At 61.7% G+C, this 18,726-nt stretch carries 18 protein-coding genes and 2 pseudogenes; 16 read left to right on the plus strand and 4 right to left on the minus strand.

Going from position 1 to position 18,726, the window contains the following annotated elements; genetic code table 11:
- The first annotated feature begins 212 nt into the window (after positions 1-212).
- The 9 genes from rfaP to ACYRGX_RS06530 all read left to right on the plus strand — a co-directional run bounded on the left by rfaP (position 213) and on the right by ACYRGX_RS06530 (position 9,521).
- A complete protein-coding gene (rfaP, locus tag ACYRGX_RS06490) occupies positions 213-1,022 on the plus strand; it encodes a lipopolysaccharide core heptose(I) kinase RfaP (protein ID WP_473055791.1) in 810 nt (269 codons plus the stop codon).
- Entirely contained in the window at positions 1,019-1,753 is a 735-nt protein-coding gene (locus tag ACYRGX_RS06495) for a lipopolysaccharide kinase InaA family protein (RefSeq protein ID WP_473055792.1), read from the plus strand. Before rfaP ends, ACYRGX_RS06495 begins: the two co-directional genes overlap by 4 nt.
- The gene (locus ACYRGX_RS06500) at positions 1,750-2,493 is read left to right on the plus strand and encodes a lipopolysaccharide kinase InaA family protein (protein WP_473055793.1); all 744 of its coding nucleotides are present in this window, start codon (positions 1,750-1,752) and stop codon (positions 2,491-2,493) included. Before ACYRGX_RS06495 ends, ACYRGX_RS06500 begins: the two co-directional genes overlap by 4 nt.
- Positions 2,490-3,929: a lipopolysaccharide kinase InaA family protein gene (locus ACYRGX_RS06505; RefSeq protein ID WP_473055794.1), complete on the plus strand. Its 1,440-nt coding sequence runs from the start codon at positions 2,490-2,492 to the stop codon at positions 3,927-3,929. The genes ACYRGX_RS06500 and ACYRGX_RS06505 overlap by 4 nt, the downstream gene beginning before the upstream one ends.
- Positions 3,930-4,015: 86 nt before the next feature.
- Positions 4,016-5,770 (plus strand): carbamoyltransferase family protein, encoded by a 1,755-nt coding sequence (locus tag ACYRGX_RS06510; protein WP_473055795.1) that lies wholly within the window; start codon positions 4,016-4,018, stop codon positions 5,768-5,770.
- On the plus strand, positions 5,757-6,875 hold the full coding sequence (locus ACYRGX_RS06515; protein WP_473055796.1) for a glycosyltransferase: 1,119 nt from the start codon (positions 5,757-5,759) through the stop codon (positions 6,873-6,875). The genes ACYRGX_RS06510 and ACYRGX_RS06515 overlap by 14 nt, the downstream gene beginning before the upstream one ends.
- A gap of 18 nt (positions 6,876-6,893) precedes the next feature.
- Positions 6,894-7,799 carry a DUF6625 family protein gene (locus ACYRGX_RS06520; protein ID WP_473055797.1) on the plus strand — a complete coding sequence of 302 codons (906 nt, stop codon included), beginning with the start codon at positions 6,894-6,896 and terminating at the stop codon, positions 7,797-7,799.
- A complete protein-coding gene (locus ACYRGX_RS06525) occupies positions 7,796-8,707 on the plus strand; it encodes a glycosyltransferase family 2 protein (protein ID WP_473055798.1) in 912 nt (303 codons plus the stop codon). The genes ACYRGX_RS06520 and ACYRGX_RS06525 overlap by 4 nt, the downstream gene beginning before the upstream one ends.
- Positions 8,700-9,521 carry a glycosyltransferase family 2 protein gene (locus ACYRGX_RS06530; protein ID WP_473055799.1) on the plus strand — a complete coding sequence of 274 codons (822 nt, stop codon included), beginning with the start codon at positions 8,700-8,702 and terminating at the stop codon, positions 9,519-9,521. The genes ACYRGX_RS06525 and ACYRGX_RS06530 overlap by 8 nt, the downstream gene beginning before the upstream one ends.
- A gap of 83 nt (positions 9,522-9,604) precedes the next feature.
- Here ACYRGX_RS06530 and ACYRGX_RS06535 read toward each other — a convergent pair whose 3' ends face one another.
- Together ACYRGX_RS06535 and ACYRGX_RS06540 are read right to left on the minus strand one after the other, a co-directional pair.
- Positions 9,605-10,744, minus strand: a complete 1,140-nt coding sequence (locus tag ACYRGX_RS06535) for a glycosyltransferase family 9 protein (protein ID WP_473055800.1) — start codon at positions 10,742-10,744, stop codon at positions 9,605-9,607.
- 221 nt (positions 10,745-10,965) lie between these two features.
- Positions 10,966-11,130: pseudogene (locus ACYRGX_RS06540) on the minus strand (transposase domain-containing protein); the annotation flags it as partial.
- Here ACYRGX_RS06540 and ACYRGX_RS06545 point away from each other — a divergent pair.
- The 3 genes and pseudogenes from ACYRGX_RS06545 to ACYRGX_RS06555 all read left to right on the plus strand — a co-directional run.
- Positions 11,129-11,241 (plus strand): annotated as a pseudogene (locus tag ACYRGX_RS06545) (hypothetical protein); the annotation flags it as partial. The pseudogenes ACYRGX_RS06540 and ACYRGX_RS06545 sit on opposite strands and share 2 nt — an antisense overlap.
- Positions 11,242-11,411: 170 nt before the next feature.
- Complete coding sequence (locus tag ACYRGX_RS06550) at positions 11,412-11,669, plus strand: type II toxin -antitoxin system TacA 1-like antitoxin (protein WP_473056643.1); 258 nt, start codon at positions 11,412-11,414, stop codon at positions 11,667-11,669.
- Positions 11,557-11,790 carry a hypothetical protein gene (locus tag ACYRGX_RS06555; RefSeq protein ID WP_473055801.1) on the plus strand — a complete coding sequence of 78 codons (234 nt, stop codon included), beginning with the start codon at positions 11,557-11,559 and terminating at the stop codon, positions 11,788-11,790. The genes ACYRGX_RS06550 and ACYRGX_RS06555 overlap by 113 nt, the downstream gene beginning before the upstream one ends.
- A gap of 521 nt (positions 11,791-12,311) precedes the next feature.
- Here the strand turns inward: ACYRGX_RS06555 and ACYRGX_RS06560 are convergent.
- Positions 12,312-12,905 (minus strand): BUD32 family EKC/KEOPS complex subunit, encoded by a 594-nt coding sequence (locus ACYRGX_RS06560; protein ID WP_473055802.1) that lies wholly within the window; start codon positions 12,903-12,905, stop codon positions 12,312-12,314.
- Positions 12,906-13,060: 155 nt separating this feature from the next.
- On the opposite strand from ACYRGX_RS06560, the gene msbA reads away from it, so the two are divergent.
- Both msbA and hldE read left to right on the plus strand, forming a co-directional pair.
- Positions 13,061-14,884 (plus strand): lipid A export permease/ATP-binding protein MsbA, encoded by a 1,824-nt coding sequence (gene msbA, locus ACYRGX_RS06565; RefSeq protein ID WP_473055803.1) that lies wholly within the window; start codon positions 13,061-13,063, stop codon positions 14,882-14,884.
- Positions 14,885-14,930: 46 nt separating this feature from the next.
- Positions 14,931-16,352, plus strand: coding sequence for a bifunctional D-glycero-beta-D-manno-heptose-7-phosphate kinase/D-glycero-beta-D-manno-heptose 1-phosphate adenylyltransferase HldE (gene hldE / locus ACYRGX_RS06570; protein ID WP_473055804.1), 1,422 nt, complete (start codon positions 14,931-14,933; stop codon positions 16,350-16,352).
- 84 nt (positions 16,353-16,436) lie between these two features.
- Here hldE and ACYRGX_RS06575 read toward each other — a convergent pair whose 3' ends face one another.
- The gene (locus ACYRGX_RS06575; protein WP_473055805.1) at positions 16,437-16,799 is read right to left on the minus strand and encodes a COG4315 family predicted lipoprotein; all 363 of its coding nucleotides are present in this window, start codon (positions 16,797-16,799) and stop codon (positions 16,437-16,439) included.
- A gap of 141 nt (positions 16,800-16,940) precedes the next feature.
- Here ACYRGX_RS06575 and ACYRGX_RS06580 point away from each other — a divergent pair, with 141 nt between their 5' ends.
- Both ACYRGX_RS06580 and ACYRGX_RS06585 read left to right on the plus strand, forming a co-directional pair.
- Positions 16,941-17,735, plus strand: a complete 795-nt coding sequence (locus ACYRGX_RS06580) for a DsbA family protein (protein ID WP_473055806.1) — start codon at positions 16,941-16,943, stop codon at positions 17,733-17,735.
- A 122-nt stretch (positions 17,736-17,857) separates the two neighbouring features.
- Positions 17,858-18,646, plus strand: coding sequence for a formate/nitrite transporter family protein (locus ACYRGX_RS06585; protein ID WP_473055807.1), 789 nt, complete (start codon positions 17,858-17,860; stop codon positions 18,644-18,646).
- Positions 18,647-18,726 lie beyond the last annotated feature (80 nt).

Genomic DNA, 18,726 nt, shown 5'->3' on the forward strand with positions numbered 1-18,726 from the left:
ACCCCTCTCCCGCGAGGGGAGAGGGGCTTGTACGGGAGTGATCTGCTCCCCTCTGCCCTCGCGGGAGAAGGGCTGGGGGAGGGTGACTTGTACGGGAGTGATCTGCTGCCCTCTGCCCTCGCGGGAGAAGGGCTGGGGGAGAGGGGCTTGTGCGGGAGTGATCCGCTCCCCTCTCCCCTCGTGGGAGAGGGGTTGGGGGAGAGGGGGAACCCATGCGCCTGAACCTCTGCGAACCCTTCAAGAGTCTCTGGCAAGGCAAGGACCCGTTCGTCGAGGTCGAGCGCCTGCAGGGCGTGGTCTATCGCGAACTGGAGGCGCGCCGGACCCTGCGTACCGAGGTCGACGGGCGCGGCTATTTCGTCAAGATTCACCGCGGTGTCGGCTGGCGGGAGATCCTCAAGAACCTGGTCAGCGGCAAGCGCCCGGTGCTCGGTGCCGGCCAGGAGTGGACGGCCATCCGCCGCCTGCACGAGGCCGGTGTGCCGACCATGACCGCCGTGGCCTTCGGTGAGCGCGGCAGCGATCCGGCTCGGCAGCATTCCTTCATCGTCACCGAGGAGCTGGCGCCGACGCTGGACCTGGAGCAATTGGCCGCCGGCTGGCGCGAACAGCCGCCGACGCCGAGCTTCAAGCGTGCGTTGGTCAATGAGGTGGCACGCCTGGCGCGTGAGATGCACCGTGCTGGCGTCAACCATCGAGACTGCTACATCTGCCATTTCATGTTGCATACCGATGCGCCGCTGGAGTCGCCGCGGCTGTCGATCATCGACCTGCACCGGGCGCAGACGCGCGACCGTGTGCCGCGCCGCTGGCGTGACAAGGACCTGGCCGGGTTGTATTTCTCCAGCCTGGAGATCGGCCTGACGGCGCGAGATCGGCTGCGCTTCCTGCAGGTCTATTTCGACGCGCCGCTGCGCCAGGTGCTGCGCCAGCAGGCGCCGCTGATCGGTTGGCTGGCTCGCCGTGGCGAGCGCCTGATGGCGCGCTACCGGCGCAAGTACGCACCCGGGAGCGATGCATGACCGCCTGGTACCTGGCCGCCGACGCCAGCGCCGCGGAGCGTGAATGGTTTGCCAGCCTCGATCGCGTCTTCGCCCTGGAGGGCGAGCGGGTCGCGGCCGATGGCGAGTCCGAGGTGATTCGCCTGCAACGCGCGGGGGCCTGCTACTACGTCAAGCGCTACAGCGCCGCCAAGGGCTTGCGCCGCTGGCTCGGACGTCCACGCATCCACAGCGAATGGCTCAACCTCGAGCGCTTCGCCGCCTGGGGGGTGCCCAGCGTGCCGGTGCTGGCGCGGGGGCTGGAGCGTCGTGGGTTGAGTTTCGCCCGCGGCGCCATGATTACCCGCGAGGTGCCCGATACCCGCGACCTGGCCGACCTGGCGCGCAAGGCGGACCCGCGTCTGCAGGATGCCGCCTGGGTTGCCGCCATCAGTACGCAACTGGCGCAGGCCACCCGCACCCTGCACGCCCATCACTTCGCCCATAACGATCTGAAGTGGCGCAACCTGCTGGTCGACGAGCGGGCGCGGCTGTACCTGATCGACTGCCCGACCGGGGGCTTCTGGTTCGGCCCGCTGCTGCGCCGGCGCATCGTCAAGGACCTGGCGTGCCTGGACAAGGTCGCCAAGTATCAATTGTCGCGCACCCAGCGCCTGCGCTTCTTCCTCGACTATCGCGGGCATACGCGCCTGAATGAGGGCGACAAGCGTCAGGTCCGACAGATCCTGGATTACTTCGAGGGACGCGAATGAGCGACTTCATCGCCAGCGCCGATCGCGAACGCCTGGCGCGCGCCGGCCTGGAGAGCTTCGAGGCACTGTGGACGCTGCCGTTGGAAGCCGTGGACGCACCCAACACCGACCGCGGGGGCTGGAGCGCGGTCTTCCGCCTGGAGCTCGACGGCGCCGCCTATTACCTCAAGCGGCAGCGCGACCATCTGATTCGCAGCCTGCGGCATCCTTTCGGCGAGCCCACCCTGGCGCACGAGTGGTTCAACATCCAGCGCTACCAGGCGGCTGGGGTTCCGGCACTGGAGGCAGCCTACTTCGGCATGCGCCGGGTGCAGGGCGAGCAACGCGCGATCCTGCTTACCCGCGCCCTGGATGGCTGGCAGGACCTGGCCGCCTGGCAGGCGTGCTGGCCTCAGTTGCCCGAGCCCCAGCGGCAGGCCATCGTCAGTGCCTGCGGACGCCTGATGGCGCACCTGCATGACGCCGGTTTGCGCCACGCCAGCGCCTATCCCAAGCACCTGTTCCTGCGGCCGCAGGGCGAAGGTTTCGACGCGCGCTTCATCGATCTGGAAAAGAGTCGCCGGCTGTGGGGTCGCCGCGGCCGTCTGCGTGACCTGGAGCCGCTGCTGCGCCGCTCGCCGGCCTGGGGGCGTGGCGAGGTGCTGGCGTTCCTCGCGGCCTACCTCGGCGAGGGCGTCGATCCCGAGCCCTGGTTCGTGGCGCTCAAGCTGCGCCGGCTCGAACAGGGGGGCGTGGCATGACCCTCACCGAACTGGCGCGTGCCGGCCGTTCCCCCGGGCTGCCCTGCGAACTGCAACTGGCGGGGCAGCGGGTGACCCTGCTGACCTGGCTGCGGGTGCTGCCGGGGCAGCGCTATGTCGCGCGCGGCGAATGCGACGGACGTCCAGTGCTGGCCAAGCTGATGGTCGGTGGCCGCGCCGAGCGGCACTTCCAGCGCGAGCGCGAGGGCGTGCGGCACCTGCTCGACCAAGCGTTGCCGACCCCGGCGCTGGTGGCGGAAGGTTTCCAGGAGGGGCAGGGCGGCTGGCTGTTGTTCGATTACCTGGAAGGTGCCCGAAGCCTGTGGGACGAGTGGCAGCCGCTGGCTGCGCAGCCGCCGCTGAGCGAGGCGCAGCAGCAGTTGCTCGGCGAGGCCCTCGGGCTGATCGCGGCGCTGCACGCGCGTGGGCTCTGGCAGGGCGATCTGCACCTGGACAACCTGCTGCGTCAGGCCGGACAGCTATGGTTGGTGGACGGTGGCGGTGTACGCGCCGAGCAGCCAGGACGGCCGCTGTCTCGGCAGCGGGTGCTGGAGAACCTTGGCCTGTTCTTCGCCCAACTGCCGTCGCGTTTCGACGCCTACATCGAAGAATCGCTGGTGTTCTACCTGCTCGCCAACAGCGAGCACGCACTGCCGCTCGAAGCGTTGCTGCGCGAAGTGCGCAAGGCACGCGGCGGGCGCCTGCAGGCCTTTCTCGGCAAGCTGGGGCGTGATTGCACGGCCTTCGCCGTGCCTGCCGATCCGCGAGGGTTGCAGGTGGTACGGCGTGAGGAGCGCGAGGCGCTGGCGCCGTTGCTGGCCGATCCGGAGCGCTTCATGGACGCGGGCGAATGGCTCAAGCGTGGCGGGAGTGCCAGCGTCTGCCGGGTCGAGGTCGAGGGTCGCCCCCTGGTGGTCAAGCGCTACAACATCAAGGGCGTGGGGCATTTCCTGCGTCGCTGCCTGCGTCCGAGCCGGGCCTGGCACAGCTGGTTGCAGGGCAATCGCCTGGCGTTTCTCGACATCGCCACACCGCAACCGCTGGCGGTGCTGGAGCGCCGCACGCTTGGTCTGCGGCATGGCGGCTACCTGGTTACCGAATACCTGCCTGGCGAGGATATAATCTCGCGTTTCGCGTCCCACGCGCCGCAGTTGCCTCCGGAGACGGAGGTGCAGGCGCTGGTGACGCTGTTCGATGACCTGCATCGTGAGGGCATCGTGCATGGCGATCTCAAGGGGACCAACCTGCTCTGGCGGGACGGCCGCTGGGCGCTGATCGATCTGGACGCGCTGCGTCGCTGTGCCCCGGGAGCCGCCTTCGAGCAGGCCCACGCCCGGGATCGCCAGCGCCTGCTGCGCAACTGGCCGGTCGACTCGCCGCTGTATCGCCTGCTGGATGAGCGTCTACCCAAGGGCAGTCTCGAGCCGAGTGCTTGAGCCTGCGATAACGAGCCCCTCGACGGGGCGCTGTGCAGGCCTGTCGGCGTCCCTGGCGTCGCGCTGCTTTGAAGAGGTTTCGATCCGTGTCCCTGACCATCCTCGGCCTGTCCGGCTCGCTGAGCCATGACCCCTCCGCCGCCCTGTACATCGACGGCAAACTGATCGCCGCCGTGGAGGAGGAGCGCTTCGTGCGCGACAAGCATGCGAAGAACCGCATGCCCTACGAGTCCGCGAAGTTCTGCCTGGAGCAGGCCGGCATCACGCCCGACCAGGTCGACGTGGTGGCGATTCCCTACGCCCCGATCAGCATCCTCGGCCCGGCGCGCTGGCACTACGCCAAGCGCTACTGGTATGCGCCCGACCGCGCACTGGATGCGATCTTTGCCGGCAACCGGCGTTTCCATCGCTACAAGAAGCGCATCCAGTGGTGCCTGCAGCAGCTCGGCTTCGACCTGAAGAAGGTCAAGCTCGAACCGGTCGAGCACCACCTGGCGCACGCCTCCAGTGCCTACCACTGCTCGGGGTTCCAGGAGAAGACCGCGATCCTCGGCATCGACGGCAAGGGCGAGTACGCCACGACCTTCTTCGGCTACGGCGAGAACGGCAAGATCCACAAGATCAAGGAGTTCTTCGACCCGGACTCCCTCGGCGGCCTCTATGGCGCGATCACCGAGTACCTGGGCTTCGAGATGCTCGACGGCGAGTTCAAGGTGATGGGCATGGCGCCCTACGGCGACGCCGCCAAGTACGATTTCTCGCGCCTGGCCAAGTTCGAGAACGGCGAACTGGTGATCAACACCGACTACGCCAACGTCATCGGCTTCCGCCGCTACAAGGAAAAGGGCAAGGGCTACTACTTCTCGCCCAAGCTGATCGAGTGGCTGGGGCCCAAGCGTGAAGGCGACATCGCCGACGATCCCTACATCCACTATGCCGCGAGCATGCAGGCGCTGTTCGAGAAACTGGCGCTGCAGATGATGGACTACTACCTGGGTGACATCATCCGCGAGACCGGCAAGATCGCCTTCGCCGGCGGCTGCGCGCTGAACGTCAAGCTCAACCAGAAGATCATTGCCCGCCCCGAGGTCAAGGAGCTGTTCGTGCAACCGGCCTCCGGCGATGCCGGCACCGCGGTCGGCGCGGCAGCCTATGTGTCCCACGCCCGTGGCGTGCCGGTGGAGAAGATGGAGCACGTCTACCTCGGCCCGGCCTACTCCAACGAGGATGTCATCGCCGCCTGCGCCCGCCATCCGAACCAGCCGCAATGGCAGAAAATCGACGACGTGCCCGAGCGCATCGCCCAGATCATGGTCGATGGCAACCCGGTGGCCTGGTTCCAGGGTCGCATGGAATTCGGCCCGCGCGCCCTCGGCGGTCGCTCGATCATCGGTTGCCCGAGCGTGCCGGGCGTGGCCGATCGCATCAACGCGCAGATCAAGTTCCGCGAACGCTGGAGACCCTTCTGTCCGTCGATGCTCGATACGGTCGCCGCGCAGATGCTCAAGGTCGACCACCCCAGCCCGTTCATGACCTTCACCTTCGAGGTCAACGACGAGTGGAAGAACCGCGTCGGCGAAGTCGTCCACGAGGACGGCACCTCCCGCGCCCAGGTGCTGGAGCGGCGCTTCAACCCGCGCTGGTACGACCTGATGCTCGAACTGGAAAAGCTCACCGGCAACGGCGTCTCGCTGAACACCTCGCTCAACCGTCGCGGCGAGCCGATGATCTGCTCGCCGACCGATGCGCTGAACATGTTCTACGGCTCGGACCTGCAGTATCTGATCATGGAAGACATTTTGGTGACCAAGGTTGGTGTGGCCCCCAATGCGCAGCCCTGAGCCCTGGGTATTGCAGATTTGCCATGGTTACGACGGGCCTTTCTTGGATTGTGCTCGGCAATACGCGCGTCTCTTCGCCGGTACCCGTTACAAGGTGCTGACGATTTATCTGACGGGCGTCCGGGATGCCGAAGTCGAGACCGGTTCTGCCTCCGATGAGGTGATTTTTTTGCAGTACGACTCGCGTGATCTGCGGGGCCTGAAGCTGCGCGCTATTCATGAGATTTCTCGCCTCGCCCGAAGTCGAGCGTTTGCGCTGTGTATTGCTCACCGCTTCAAGCCGACCTACATCGCGTGCATCGCAACTCGTTTGCCAGTCATCGGAGTCAATCATGCCTTTGGAGTCTACCGCCGTCGTTTTCGGCAATGGTTTGCCAACGCCGCGCGCAAACGCCTGATGCTGCTGGGGGTGTCCGATGCGGTGCGTGACGACCTGCGTGCGAGCTTGCCGAGGTGGCCAGACTCGCGTATCGAAACCTTGTACAACCGAATCGATGTCGCTGCTTTGCAGGCTCGTCAGGTCACTCGCGAACAAGCCCGAGGACATCTAGGCTTGCCTGACGACGCCTGGATTGTCGGCAACGTAGGTCGCCTGCATCCGGACAAGGACCAGGCTACTCTTATTCGCGGCTTTGCCAGGGCGCTGCCGGAGTTGCCGGCAGGAGGCCTGCTGGTCATCGCTGGACAAGGTCGTCTAGAGGGCGAGCTGAAAAGCCTTGCGCAGGAGCTAGGCGTCGAAAATTCCGTGTGCTTTCTAGGGCAAATTGCTAACGCGAAATACTACTTCAAAGCATTCGATGTCTTCGCATTAAGCTCCGATCACGAACCGTTCGGTATGGTTTTACTGGAAGCGATGGTCGCAGGCGTCCCTGTCCTTTGCTCCGATTGTGGTGGCGGACGAGAGGTGGTGGCGGGAGTTGGAACGCTGTTTCCCTTGGGGAATACGGAGGTACTTTCTGCCGAACTCACTGCCGCAGCCCGCCGCACACCGGAGTCGCTCGAACACTGCCGCTCTGCAATGCGGGCGCGTTTGACCGAGGTGTTTTCCGATACCGCCGTTTCTGGGCGTTTCTGGGCGTTACCTGCTTTGTCTGCGTTCCACTGATAACCCAGGATCTTATTGATGACGATGTTTCCAGCCCTGAAGGACGGGTTGCCGCGTATACGCTTTGTGATTCCTTATTTCGGTGAATGGCCATTCTGGTTTGATTTTTTTCTAGAGAGCTGCCGACGTAATCCAAGCATCGACTGGCTGTTGTTCACTGATTGTGGCGCACCCGATGACGCCCCGGCGAACGTACGCTTCGTTCCTATCAGCTTCGCTGATTACTGTTCGCATGTTTCGGAGCGATTGAACATCGATTTCCGTCCAAGCAATGCCTACAAACTATGCGATATCAAGCCAGCGTTGGGCGCAATACATCAGGACGTACTGGAAGGCTATGATTTCTGGGCGTTCGGCGACATTGATGTAGTGTACGGCGATCTACGGCAATACTTCACCGTTGATCGGCTCGCCGCCAAGGATCTCTTCTCCACCCATTCGCGCAGAGTCTCTGGCCATCTCTGCCTTATTCGTAACAATGCGGTCATGCGCAATGCGTTCCGGCGTATTCCTGACTGGCAGGTTCGTTATGAGTGCGAAGAGCATCAAGCGCTCGACGAAGGCGCATTCAGCCGCTTGTTCGTGCGCTACAAGAATTGGCCAGAGCCTATGCGCCGGCTGGCATCATTGCTGAATCCATGGAGTCGACGCAGCGAGTTCATCGAGGCGCACAGCACCTATACACTCCACGATGATGGACGCCGCATCGTGGCTGATGCATGGGTTTATAGGGACGGGTGTCTTACCAACACCGAAATGGGAAGTCGTACGCTGCCTTACCTTCATTTCATGGTTTGGAAGAATACACACTGGAAGGAGCGCCCCGTGGAGAGCTTATTGGGACCCGAGGGATTGCATCGCTCAGACGCCTGGCGGGTCGATCACGAAGGCTGGCGCCCTTGCTCTGAAGGGCTTGCCCCATGAGCCGGGTGGAAATGCCGCTCATCTCCGTGATCGTGCCTTGTTACAACTATGCCGCCTACGTGGGCGAAGCTCTGTGTAGTGTCCTGTCGCAAGATTATGAGAACTTCGAGCTCATCGTGGTCGACGATGGCTCCAGCGATGACAGCGTACAGGTCATTGAGCGTACGCTGGAGGCTGCCAGCCCTTCCAGCGTCGTAACGCGCGTCACATTCGTACGCCAGGAAAACCAGGGGGTCAGTGCTGCCTTGAATACGGGGTTGGCATTGGCCCGAGGGGATTTCGTGGCGACTTTCGATGCCGACGATATCATGCCCACCGGTCGGCTTAGTGTCCAGGCGGCTTACATGGCCGAGCACCCAGAGGTAGGCTGCTTAGGGGGCGTGGCCTGGCGGATAGACCAGCAAGGCGAGCTGCTGCCCAAGAAGGACAAGAAACGTCGTGTGCGCCGATATGACTTCCCTCAGGCGCTGGCTATGGCGCTGGTTGTTGGCGGCAATATCGCTGTGTATCGGCGTGATGCGATGCTTGCGGTCGGCGGTTATGACTCAACCATTAAGGTGCAAGATTTCCAGATGACCTTGAAGGTGGCTCATGCGGGGTATTTTGTGGACGTGCTGCCCGATGTCGTGACGCTTTATCGCAAGCATCCCTACAGCCTGTCGAAGAACTACAAGTCCGAGTACGACTATGGCTTGCAAGTCATCGACGCCTATCGTACTCATCCTGCCTATTCTTCAGCCAAGGCGCGGCTTATCACCAAAGCATTGCGCCTAGCGGTTACCGATGACAAAACTTATGCTTGGTGGCTGCTGCGACAAGTCCCCCTTAAACAATGGGACCGTCAGTTGATAAAGCGTGTCCGGCACCTATTAATCAAGCGCCGCCATATGAGAGAGAACGATGCCTAATCTTGTGCCGCCGGAAGAAAATAACGCTTCGCGATTAGGGTCTGTGCACATTGATGTGGTGATATTGAGTTTCGCAAAAAATGAAACTCTGCGTCAGATGACTGAGCATTGTTTGCGAACTCTGTTGGCGTCCGAGGATCCACAGAAAATTCGTTTTAACGTTATCGTCATAGAATCTAACCATGGCGCTCCGGCTTACGCCTTCGAAGACGTAGAAACGCTCTATCTACCGCCACCGTTCAATTACCATCGCTACATGAATCAGGGAATAGTTAGAGGCGATAGTCCATTCGTGGCCATCTGCAATAACGACCTCGATTTCCATGTCGGCTGGGCGAGCAGCCTGCTGCGGGCATTCTCTTTGGATGAGCGTCTTTACAGCGTGAGCCCGGCGTGCTCACTGCACCATCCGCGCAATGGCTTTCCTATCGATAGTGGCATTCATTACGGTTATGGCGTACTGCGTGAAATAGCTGGCTGGTGCCTGGTTTTCAGGCGCGAAATGCTCGACATTACGGGCCTGCTCGATGAGCGATTCTATTTCTGGTATGCCGATGATGACTACGCGCGAACCTTAGAGCAGCATGGTCTGCTGCATGGTTTGGTGACGGATGCGGTGGTCGACCATCTGGATAGCCAAACACTGTTGACTCAGCCCACGTTTCAGCAGTTGATGATTACCAGAAAGGCAAAGTTCATCTTCGATGAGAAGTGGTCTACCTACAGTCGCTTCAAGCTTTTGAGGAAAAAGTTTAAGTTCTACCTGCGTATGCCGCTCTATTTTCTGGGTTTCAAGAAGGTTCTCAAAAAATAGATGGGCTGCGTGGTATGTCTTAGCAAACCTGCGAATCGTGCGGTAAAGCTATCTCGTCTTCGCAGGTTGCGGGAGGATAAAGTCTACGTCAAGTGAGTGTCTATGCGTTTTGCAATCTCGCTGTTGTCATCTCGTTTCTCTGGTTTCAGCAATTCCTGACGGACCTGCGCCATGATTGCTGAGGGGGGCATATTGGCCGCCGTTCGCCCAGGAGCAATCATCTGGATTGCATTGTCATACCCTGGTCCCCATACGAAGTTATGCTCGAACCCCTCCTTTTCCTCACTGCTGTAGACGCAGATGAGCCTCTTGTCTAGTGCCTTTGCAAGGTGGACTATGGATGTGTCCACAGAGATCAAGAGTGTCGCCAGGTCGATAAAAGGAACGAGTTCGATAATCTCCGATGTTTCGACCTTGATGACGTTCTTGGTTGGGATGAGAGCCGCCAGCTTGCTTTTTTCTCCGGTGATTAAGGTGAGGCAGTTCTCAATCTGGCTTAGTTCGAGGATTAGCCGTTCTGTCTGCTCCTGAGTTAGGCTCCTGACTTGGGTTGACGCAAAAGGACAAAATACAATGAGCTTTTCATAGGTGTATTCCGCCAGGATTTGGCGGGTTTTTATTTTTTGTTGTTCAAGTTGGAATATGTCATAGCTCAGGTCTTGGTATGGTATTTTTAGTTTCTCTAGGAGTGCGGAGAACTTTTCGGTGACGTGGGATTGATACTTTTTGTAGGTTATTGATGTATCATATATTCTGAGCGTCTTGCTTTTGTTGAAGCTGATGCAGTGTTTGTGTTTTATCGAGTTTATAGTTGTTATTGTTTTTTCGAGGCGTCTTGTATGGTTTTCCCAGAATGGGTCTATCAATAGGTCTATGGTGGTGGGGATGGGGGAGGCTGTATGGTTATCTTTGTTGATGGTGACCAGTTGTTTTATATTGGGGTTTCCTTTAAGGATGCTTAAATTCTCTTCTGTGGAAAATACATAGACCTCATGTCCGTAGGCCTTTAGTTCTCGGATGAAGCCTGTGGCGACTATGAGATCTCCTATGCCTGCGGGGTAGTTCAGGATTCCGATATTTGCCGCCTCGGAAGGCGGTGGGATTGGGGTCCGCTTGAATTTGAATGCCTTTAGACATAGAAGCAGCGACCGCTGAAGCGTCTTTCTTCGTCGGTTCGCGGCCCTTAGTTTTTCACGGAAGGTTCGTTTATTCATCTTATTCATTGTTCAGGTTCGAATTGAAGGTGGCGGGTCGATTCGAAAACTCCCGCCACGCGGGTAACGGCTGCATCGGATTCCACCAGCATCGCCGATAGGCATACTAGAATATATGACTCCGTTTGGGATGGAAATTCACATGCCACAATCTGCAGGGAAGGCCACCCCGCTCTCTAGCTTCGTATCCGATCCACGAAGTACACCCTTCTGCAACTGTGGCTCAACTGTCAGGATGCAGGCGTCGGATAACAGTTCAAGGGTAACAGCGCCTCGTAGTCTTCGACGCAGTTGGCGGTTTGTAGGTGTTCGAGCACATGGCGTAGCCAGGCGTAAGGCTCTTGTCCGTTGGCCTTGGCGGTCTCGATCAGGCTGTAGATCTGCGCGTTTGCCGTGCCGAAGCCGATTCGCCTGCTGTCCGAGGTCAGTTCCACGATCAGAAGGGCTTGGCGGGGGGCAAGAGTATCTTCGAGCAATTGGACGAAACCCCGGGGCCCGACTCGGGGGGGGGGGGCGGCGATTCAACAATACCGAGCGAATGTTCGTAATAACTATTACATTACGAGGAGGTACGCTACATAAAACCGCAGGAGATTGAGCTATACCGACAGTTAACAGATCACCTGGCAAGCGGGAAACGCTGAACATCCGCATCAAGCCCGAGGATCGGAGCCTGATCGACCGTGCAGCCAAGGCACGCGGCAAGAATCGCACCGATTTTGTAATGGACGCCGCGCGATCCACGGCCGAGGAGCACTACTGGATCAGGCCATTATTTCCGCTGGTCCGGAAGCCTACGCGGCCTTTCTGGCGAGTTGGACATGCCACCGCAGCCGAACGAACGGCTGCGCAAGACAATGCAGACGCCCGCACCGTGGGAAAAAGGCATGACGGTATCAGCGCTGGAACCTCTGGCAGCGCACCACAATATTGAAGCTTTCGACTCTGGTATGGACGGCCTGGATCAGTGGTTAAAGCGCCGTGCCCTGAAGAACCAGGCTACCGGTGCATCGCGAACCGTTGTCGCCTGTGACGATGGGCGCGTGGTAGCCTAATATGCGCTGGCCTCGAGCGCGATAGCGGTGGACGCTTCCCCAGGCCACTTCCGACGCAATATTCCGGACCCGCTCCCGGTGATAGTTCTTGACAGGCTCGCCGTCGACCAAGTATCCGCAGGGCCGAGGTATCGGGCGCGCTCTGGTGAAACATGCCAGGTTGCGTATCCTTCAAGCGGCCGACGGCATCGGGATTCGCGGGGTTGTCGTGCATGCACTTTCGACTAGCGCCAAGACGTTTTTATGAGCAGATCTTTGAACCATCCTCGCTCGACCCGATGACGCTACTGGACACACTGGCCGACTTGAAAGCCAGCCTTTGACCCGGTGCGGGGCAAGCCTCATGCTGTTCCACCTCCCGTTTGGCCGTCTGTGGGCTTGTGCAGGGGGAGCGTAGGTGGCGGGGCTTTTCTGCTGGCCCCCTGTTCCCGATGTTGCGAAGCTTTAGAGGAATACCTGATTCTGCAGGGAGGAATTCCATTTCGTCTCAGAAGGGAGGCCGGTTGCCGCCGCCGGGTCTTTCAGGGCCGCGCTTCAAGCAGCCCTGACAGCACCACCTCCGACACCTTGCTCCAATCCTTCTCGTAGCGCAGCAGATGATGATAGTTGCGTCGGCGCATGCTCTTGGGCAGGGGACGGTTCAGGCAGCGCAGGTCGGCGATGTCGATCAGGCCCAGTTGGCCGTCCGGGCAGAGGACGATGTTGCCCAGGTGCAGCGAGCGGAAATAGATGCCCAGATCATGCAGTCGCTCGATGAACGCCGGCAGCCGCTGCAGTTCTTCGTTGGCTCGTTGCGGATCGCCGTCCAGCAATTGGCGTAGCGTCAGGCCTTCCAGCGGCAGGTAGCGGACCGCCGTACGATAAGGCTGCTTGAGCTTGTAGAGCGCGAGGATCCGCGGGCAGGGAATGCCCAGTCGGGTGAGTTCCTCGGCGTTGCGCGCGAAGCGCTTGGCTGGCGGCAGGAAGGTGTTCTTTGAGAACCAGGTCTTGCGGCGGAACAGTTTGACGAAGCTGCCGTCTGTAAGGCGGAGGACCTTCTCGCCGTACCTGTCCTGTTCCACCAGGTCGGCACCCTGTCTAAGCGTTTCGAACTGGTTCCAGGTGAGGGTCTGCATTGCATGGCCGGGACGACGTTGGGGCGCATAGTCTAGAGGGCGAATTCGGCGGTTGACTACAGTCTTGTCGCCGCGACCCTCGGCAGGCGCGTCGGTTGGGGCGCTCCGGGGGGCGATGGTACACTCCGCGCTTCCCGTTCAGGCTAGCAGTGCCCATGTCCGAATCTACCAGCAGCGCATCCACGTCCAGTCTCAAGGTGTACCTGCGCCTGCTGAAATACGTCCTGCCGTACTGGGGCATGTTCGCGGTCAGTATCCTCGGCTTCCTGATCTTCGCTTCGACCCAGCCGATGCTCGGCTACATGCTCAAGTTCTTCGTCGACGGCCTGAGCAACCCGGACGCCAACCTGTTCGCCGAAGTGCCTTACCTGCAGGATATGCGCTGGCTGGCCGAGCTCAAGTTGCTGCAGGCGGTGCCGCTGCTCATCGTGCTCATCGCTGTTTGGCAGGGCGTCGGCTCGTTCCTTGGCAACTTCTACTTGGCGCGCGTCTCGATGGGATTGGTGCAGGACCTGCGCAATGCGCTGTTCGAGAATCTCCTGACGTTGCCGAACCGTTATTTCGACAACCACAATTCCGGCCACCTGATCTCGCGGATCACCTACAACGTGACCATGGTCACCGGCGCCGCCACCGATGCGGTCAAGGTCGTGGTGCGCGAAGGGATGACGGTGGCCTTCCTCTTCGCCACGCTGCTGTGGATGAACTGGAAGCTGACCCTGGTGATGATCGCCATCCTGCCGGTGATCGGCGTGATGGTGACCAGCACCAGCAAGAAGTTTCGCAAGCAGAGCAAGAAAATCCAGACGTCCATGGGTGATGTCACCCACGTCGCCTCGGAGACCATTCAGGGCTATCGCGTGGTGCGCAGCTTCGGCGGCGAGGACTACGAGCGTGCGCGCTTCTTCAAGGCCAGCGAGGACAACCGCGCGCGGCAACTGCGCATGGTCAAGACCGGCGCGATCTACACGCCGAGCCTGCAGCTGGTGATCTACAGCGCCATGGCGGTGCTGATGTTCCTGGTGCTGTTTCTGCGCGGCGATGCTTCGGCGGGCGACTTGGTGGCCTATATCACGCTTGCCGGCCTGTTGCCCAAGCCGATTCGCCAGCTCTCGGAAGTGAGCGCGAACATCCAGAAGGGCATCGCCGCCGCAGACAGCATCTTCGAGCAGCTCGACGAGGCGCCGGAAAGCGACGAAGGCACCCAGGAGCGCGAGCGGGTCGGCGGACGACTGGAGGTTCAGGGACTGAGCTTCCACTACCCAGGCACCGACAAGCCGGTGCTCGAGGAGATTTCCTTCTCCGTGGAACCGGGGCAGATGGTGGCGCTGGTCGGGCGCTCGGGCAGCGGTAAGTCGACCCTGGCCGGGTTGATACCGCGCTTCTACCAGCACGAGAAGGGACACATCACCCTCGATGGCGTGGACGTGCAGGACTATCGCCTGCGCAACCTGCGTCGGCACATCGCCCTGGTGACCCAGCACGTCACCCTGTTCAACGACACCGTGAGCAACAACATCGCCTATGGCGACCTGGCCTCGGCACCGCCGGAGGCCGTGCGTAAGGCGGCGGAGGATGCCTACGCGGCGGAGTTCATCGAAAAGCTGCCACAGGGCTACGACACGCTCGTCGGCGAGAACGGCGTACTGCTTTCCGGCGGCCAGCGGCAGCGCCTGGCGATCGCCCGTGCGCTGCTCAAGGATGCGCCGTTGCTGATCCTCGACGAAGCCACCTCGGCACTGGACACCGAATCCGAGCGGCACATCCAGGCCGCTCTGGACGTGGTGATGAAGGGCCGTACAACGTTGGTCATCGCCCATCGTCTTTCGACGATCGAGAAGGCCGACCAGATCCTGGTGATGGATGCCGGGCGCATCGTCGAGCGCGGCAGCCATGCGGAACTGCTCGCCCTCAATGGCTACTACGCGCGCCTGCATGCGCGGCAGTTCAAGGCCGACGACGAAGCTGAGGGCGCCTAGGGCCTGTGCTATGATCCGCAGCGTTTTTCGACCCTGCGGAGTCTCTATGAAGTTGTCCATGCCACGTTTCGATCAGGCCCCCGTGCTCGTCGTCGGCGATGTCATGCTCGATCGCTATTGGCACGGCGGCACCTCGCGGATATCACCGGAAGCGCCGGTACCCGTGGTGCGCGTGGAGCAGATCGAGGACCGCCCGGGCGGTGCAGCGAACGTTGCGCTGAACATCGCCGCGCTGGGCGCGCCGGCGGCGCTGGTCGGTGTGACCGGCGAGGATGAGGCGGCCGACAGCCTGAGCCAGAGCCTGGCCGCGGTGGGTGTGGCGAGCCACTTCCAGCGCGTCGCCGGGCAGCCGACCATCGTCAAGCTGCGGGTAATGAGTCGCCACCAGCAACTGCTGCGGATGGACTTCGAGGAGCGCTTTGCGATCGATGCCGCTGCCCTGGCTGCCCAGGTGGAAGGCCTGCTCGATGGGGTGAAGGTGCTGGTGCTCTCCGACTATGGCAAGGGCGCCCTGCAGAACCATCAGGTACTGATCCAGGCCGCGCGAGCCAAAGGCATTCCGGTGCTCGCCGATCCCAAGGGCAAGGATTTCTCTATCTATCGTGGCGCCAGCCTGATCACGCCGAACCTCGGCGAGTTCGAAGCCATCGTTGGCACCTGCGCCGACGAAGCCGAGCTGGTCGCGCGCGGTGCCGCGCTGATGGCCGAGCTGGAGCTCGGTGCGCTGCTGGTGACCCGTGGCGAGCACGGCATGACCTTGCTGCGTCCGGAGCAGGCTCCGTTGCACCTGCCGGCACGTGCCCGGGAAGTCTTTGACGTCACGGGCGCCGGCGACACCGTGATCTCCACCCTGGCCGCCAGCCTGGCTGCCGGAGAGGACCTGCCGCAGGCCGTGGCATTGGCCAACCTGGCCGCCGGCATCGTCGTCGGCAAGTTGGGTACCGCGGCGATCAGCGCGCCGGAACTGCGCCGCGCTGTGCAGCGCGAAGAGGGGTCCGAACGTGGCGTGCTGACCCTGGAGCAACTGCAACTGGCCGTGGAAGACGCCCGTGCCCAGGGCGAGAAGGTGGTATTCACCAATGGCTGTTTCGACATCCTGCATGCCGGCCACGTGACCTACCTGGAGCAGGCTCGCGCCCAGGGCGATCGCCTGATCGTCGCGGTCAACGACGATGCCTCGGTATCGCGCCTCAAGGGGCCTGGCCGGCCGATCAACAGCGTCGACCGGCGCATGGCGGTACTCGCCGGCCTGGGCGCGGTCGATTGGGTGATTGCCTTCGCCGAGGACACCCCCGAGCGCCTGCTCGAACAGGTACGCCCGGACGTGCTGGTGAAGGGCGGCGACTACGGTATCGAAGGCGTAGTCGGCGCGCCCATCGTCAAGGCCTACGGCGGCGAGGTGAAAGTGTTGGGTCTGGTGGAAAACAGCTCCACTACCGCCATCGTCGAGAAGATTCGCAGCCGCTAGGGCGAGTTGCGCCGAATCCCATCAAGTCGATCCGATGGGATTCGGCGCTCTGCGTCTCATCCCATCCTACCGATTGAGTGCTCCTCAGGGCTTGGCGACGTTCCATTTGCCGCCCTTGCCGTCGCCGCTCATGTCCCCGGGCTTCTTATCCTTGACGTAGGTGTACAGCGGTTTGCCCTTGTACGCCCACTGCATGCTGCCGTCTTCGCGCTCGAACTTGGTCCAGTCGCCGGTATCGCCCATGTCGGACACCGCCGAGAGGGGCGGCCAAGCCTTGGCGCAGTCATCGTTGCAGGCTGACTGATTGGTGCCATCCGCACTGTAGGTATACAGCGTCATGCCTTGGGGCCCGACCAGTACGCCTCCCTTCTCCGTACCCGGCGTGGCGGCGAAAGCCGTGCTGGAAAGGCTGAGGCAGGCGGCGGTAATTAATGTGGAAAGACGCATGATTGATCTCCGTAGGGGGCACGTTCATGGTTTGGGTCGCAGCGCTGCCTTATCGTTCCCTCCTTTGCCCGTGGAACCCGCCGCGCTTAGCGGAATCTGGTCGGCAACGGTTTTTCATGTGACGCAGGTTGAGGTGAATCGATGCAAGCTTTCCAACAGATCCAGCGACTGGCCGCGGTGACCGCCTTGACGCTCGGCGCCACGCTAGCGCAGGCGGCAGACGCTGAGTTCAGCAACGCGCAACAAGAAGCCATCGGCAAGATCGCCGCGGACTACCTGGTGGCGCACCCGGAGGTGCTAGTGCAGGCCACTCAGGCGCTGCAGGCCAAGCGCCAGGAGCAGCAGGTGGAGGGGCTCGCCCAGGCAGCCGTGGCGGACGCCAAGCCGCTGTTGCACGATGCGAAGACGCCGGCCGTGGGGCCCGAGGATGCCGCCGTTTCGGTGGTCGAGTTCTTCGACTACCAGTGCATCTACTGCTACCGCATGGCCGATACCGTGGAGAAACTGGTCGAGGCCAATCCGAAGGTGCGCTTCGTCTTCAAGGAGTTCCCGGTGTTCGGCTCGCGCTGGCCCACATCGCTGCTGGCCGCTGAGGCAGGGCAGTACGTCTACGCGCAGAAAGGCGCCAAGGCTTACCTGGACTACCACAACGGCGTCTATGCCACCGGCCACAACGAGGGCCAACTGCAGGAGGCGGACATCGCCGGCGTGCTCGGCAAGGCCGGCATCGAGCTGGACAAGGTGAAGGCCCAGTCGGCGACATTGCAGGCGCAGTTGCAGGGCAACATGAAGCTCGGTGGCGGCATGGGTGTCAGCGGCACGCCGACCTTCATCGTCATGCCATCGAAGAATCCCAGCACCGAAAAGATCAGTGTCATTCCGGGTGCCGCCGATCAGGACACCCTGCAGAAGGCGATCGACAAGGCGCGCAACTGACTGTTGGCTGAACAGGCCGCGAGATAGAGCGGTTGCGCAGGGGTGTGGCTGGTTGTCGCAGTGGCGCGGGGGCGTAGAATTTTGCGCCCCCCGTTTTGCTTCTGTGATTCTCAGGTACCTCCATGTCCATCAATACCCCCCAACAGATCGCCGAGATGGTGATTCAATCCGGCGTGCGCAAAAGCCGCTTGCCGCTGATGAGCGTGCTCATCCTCGGCTTCCTTGCCGGAGCCTTCATCGCCATTGGCTTCCTGCTCGACATCCGCATCACCGCCTTGATGCCGCCGGCATGGAGCACGCTGGCCACGGTACTCGGCGCCACGGTGTTCCCGCTCGGCCTGATCCTCACCGTGCTCGCGGGGGGTGAGCTGCTCACCGGCAACATGATGTACATGGCCATGGCGCTGTTCGCTCGCAAGATCGGCCTGGCGGCGGTGCTGCGCAACTGGTTCTGGGTGACGCTGGCCAACTTCGCCGGCGCCTTCTTCGTCGCTGCCGCGTTTGGGCACTACCTCGGCCTGCTGGAAGGCTCGCTGTTGCAGAAGACCCTGGCCATCGCCCACGCCAAGGCGGGTGCCGACGCCGCCCATGCCTTCGTTTCCGCCATCGGCTGCAACTGGCTGGTGTGTCTGGGCATCTGGCTGGGCCTGTCCAGCCAGCAGGTCGGTGGCAAGGTGATCGGCATGTGGTTCCCGGTGATGGCCTTCGTTGCCATCGGTTTCCAGCACGTGGTCGCCAATATGTTCGTCATCCCCCTGGCGATCCTCAATGGCGATCTCGGCTGGGCGGACTACATCGCCAACTTCGTCCCGGTGTTCCTCGGCAATTTGGTGGGGGGTGCCGGCTTCGTCGGTCTGGCCTACTTCCTCTCGCTGCAGCCGAGCATCGACGCCGAAGCGGCGCGCTCCTGAGGCGATTGAAAAAGGCCCCGGCAGAGTGATCTGCCGGGGCCTTTTCGTGGTTGGGTCGAGTGCGGCGGGCACTCGCAGGA

This window comes from Pseudomonas sp. R4-15 (genome assembly GCF_055768815.1).

Excerpts from the sequence above, each read along its gene's own strand:
- rfaP (WP_473055791.1), top strand. The coding sequence starts at position 213 with ATGCGCCTGAACCTCTGCGAACCCTTCAAGAGTCTCTGGCAAGGCAAG.
- ACYRGX_RS06495 (WP_473055792.1), top strand. The coding sequence starts at position 1,019 with ATGACCGCCTGGTACCTGGCCGCCGACGCCAGCGCCGCGGAGCGTGAA.
- ACYRGX_RS06500 (WP_473055793.1), top strand. The coding sequence starts at position 1,750 with ATGAGCGACTTCATCGCCAGCGCCGATCGCGAACGCCTGGCGCGCGCC.
- ACYRGX_RS06505 (WP_473055794.1), top strand. The coding sequence starts at position 2,490 with ATGACCCTCACCGAACTGGCGCGTGCCGGCCGTTCCCCCGGGCTGCCC.
- ACYRGX_RS06515 (WP_473055796.1), top strand. The coding sequence starts at position 5,757 with ATGCGCAGCCCTGAGCCCTGGGTATTGCAGATTTGCCATGGTTACGAC.
- ACYRGX_RS06520 (WP_473055797.1), top strand. The coding sequence starts at position 6,894 with ATGACGATGTTTCCAGCCCTGAAGGACGGGTTGCCGCGTATACGCTTT.
- ACYRGX_RS06525 (WP_473055798.1), top strand. The coding sequence starts at position 7,796 with ATGAGCCGGGTGGAAATGCCGCTCATCTCCGTGATCGTGCCTTGTTAC.
- ACYRGX_RS06530 (WP_473055799.1), top strand. The coding sequence starts at position 8,700 with ATGCCTAATCTTGTGCCGCCGGAAGAAAATAACGCTTCGCGATTAGGG.
- ACYRGX_RS06535 (WP_473055800.1), bottom strand. The coding sequence starts at position 10,744 with ATGAATAAGATGAATAAACGAACCTTCCGTGAAAAACTAAGGGCCGCG.
- ACYRGX_RS06555 (WP_473055801.1), top strand. The coding sequence starts at position 11,557 with ATGCCACCGCAGCCGAACGAACGGCTGCGCAAGACAATGCAGACGCCC.
- ACYRGX_RS06560 (WP_473055802.1), bottom strand. The coding sequence starts at position 12,905 with ATGCAGACCCTCACCTGGAACCAGTTCGAAACGCTTAGACAGGGTGCC.
- msbA (WP_473055803.1), top strand. The coding sequence starts at position 13,061 with ATGTCCGAATCTACCAGCAGCGCATCCACGTCCAGTCTCAAGGTGTAC.
- hldE (WP_473055804.1), top strand. The coding sequence starts at position 14,931 with ATGAAGTTGTCCATGCCACGTTTCGATCAGGCCCCCGTGCTCGTCGTC.
- ACYRGX_RS06575 (WP_473055805.1), bottom strand. The coding sequence starts at position 16,799 with ATGCGTCTTTCCACATTAATTACCGCCGCCTGCCTCAGCCTTTCCAGC.
- ACYRGX_RS06580 (WP_473055806.1), top strand. The coding sequence starts at position 16,941 with ATGCAAGCTTTCCAACAGATCCAGCGACTGGCCGCGGTGACCGCCTTG.
- ACYRGX_RS06585 (WP_473055807.1), top strand. The coding sequence starts at position 17,858 with ATGTCCATCAATACCCCCCAACAGATCGCCGAGATGGTGATTCAATCC.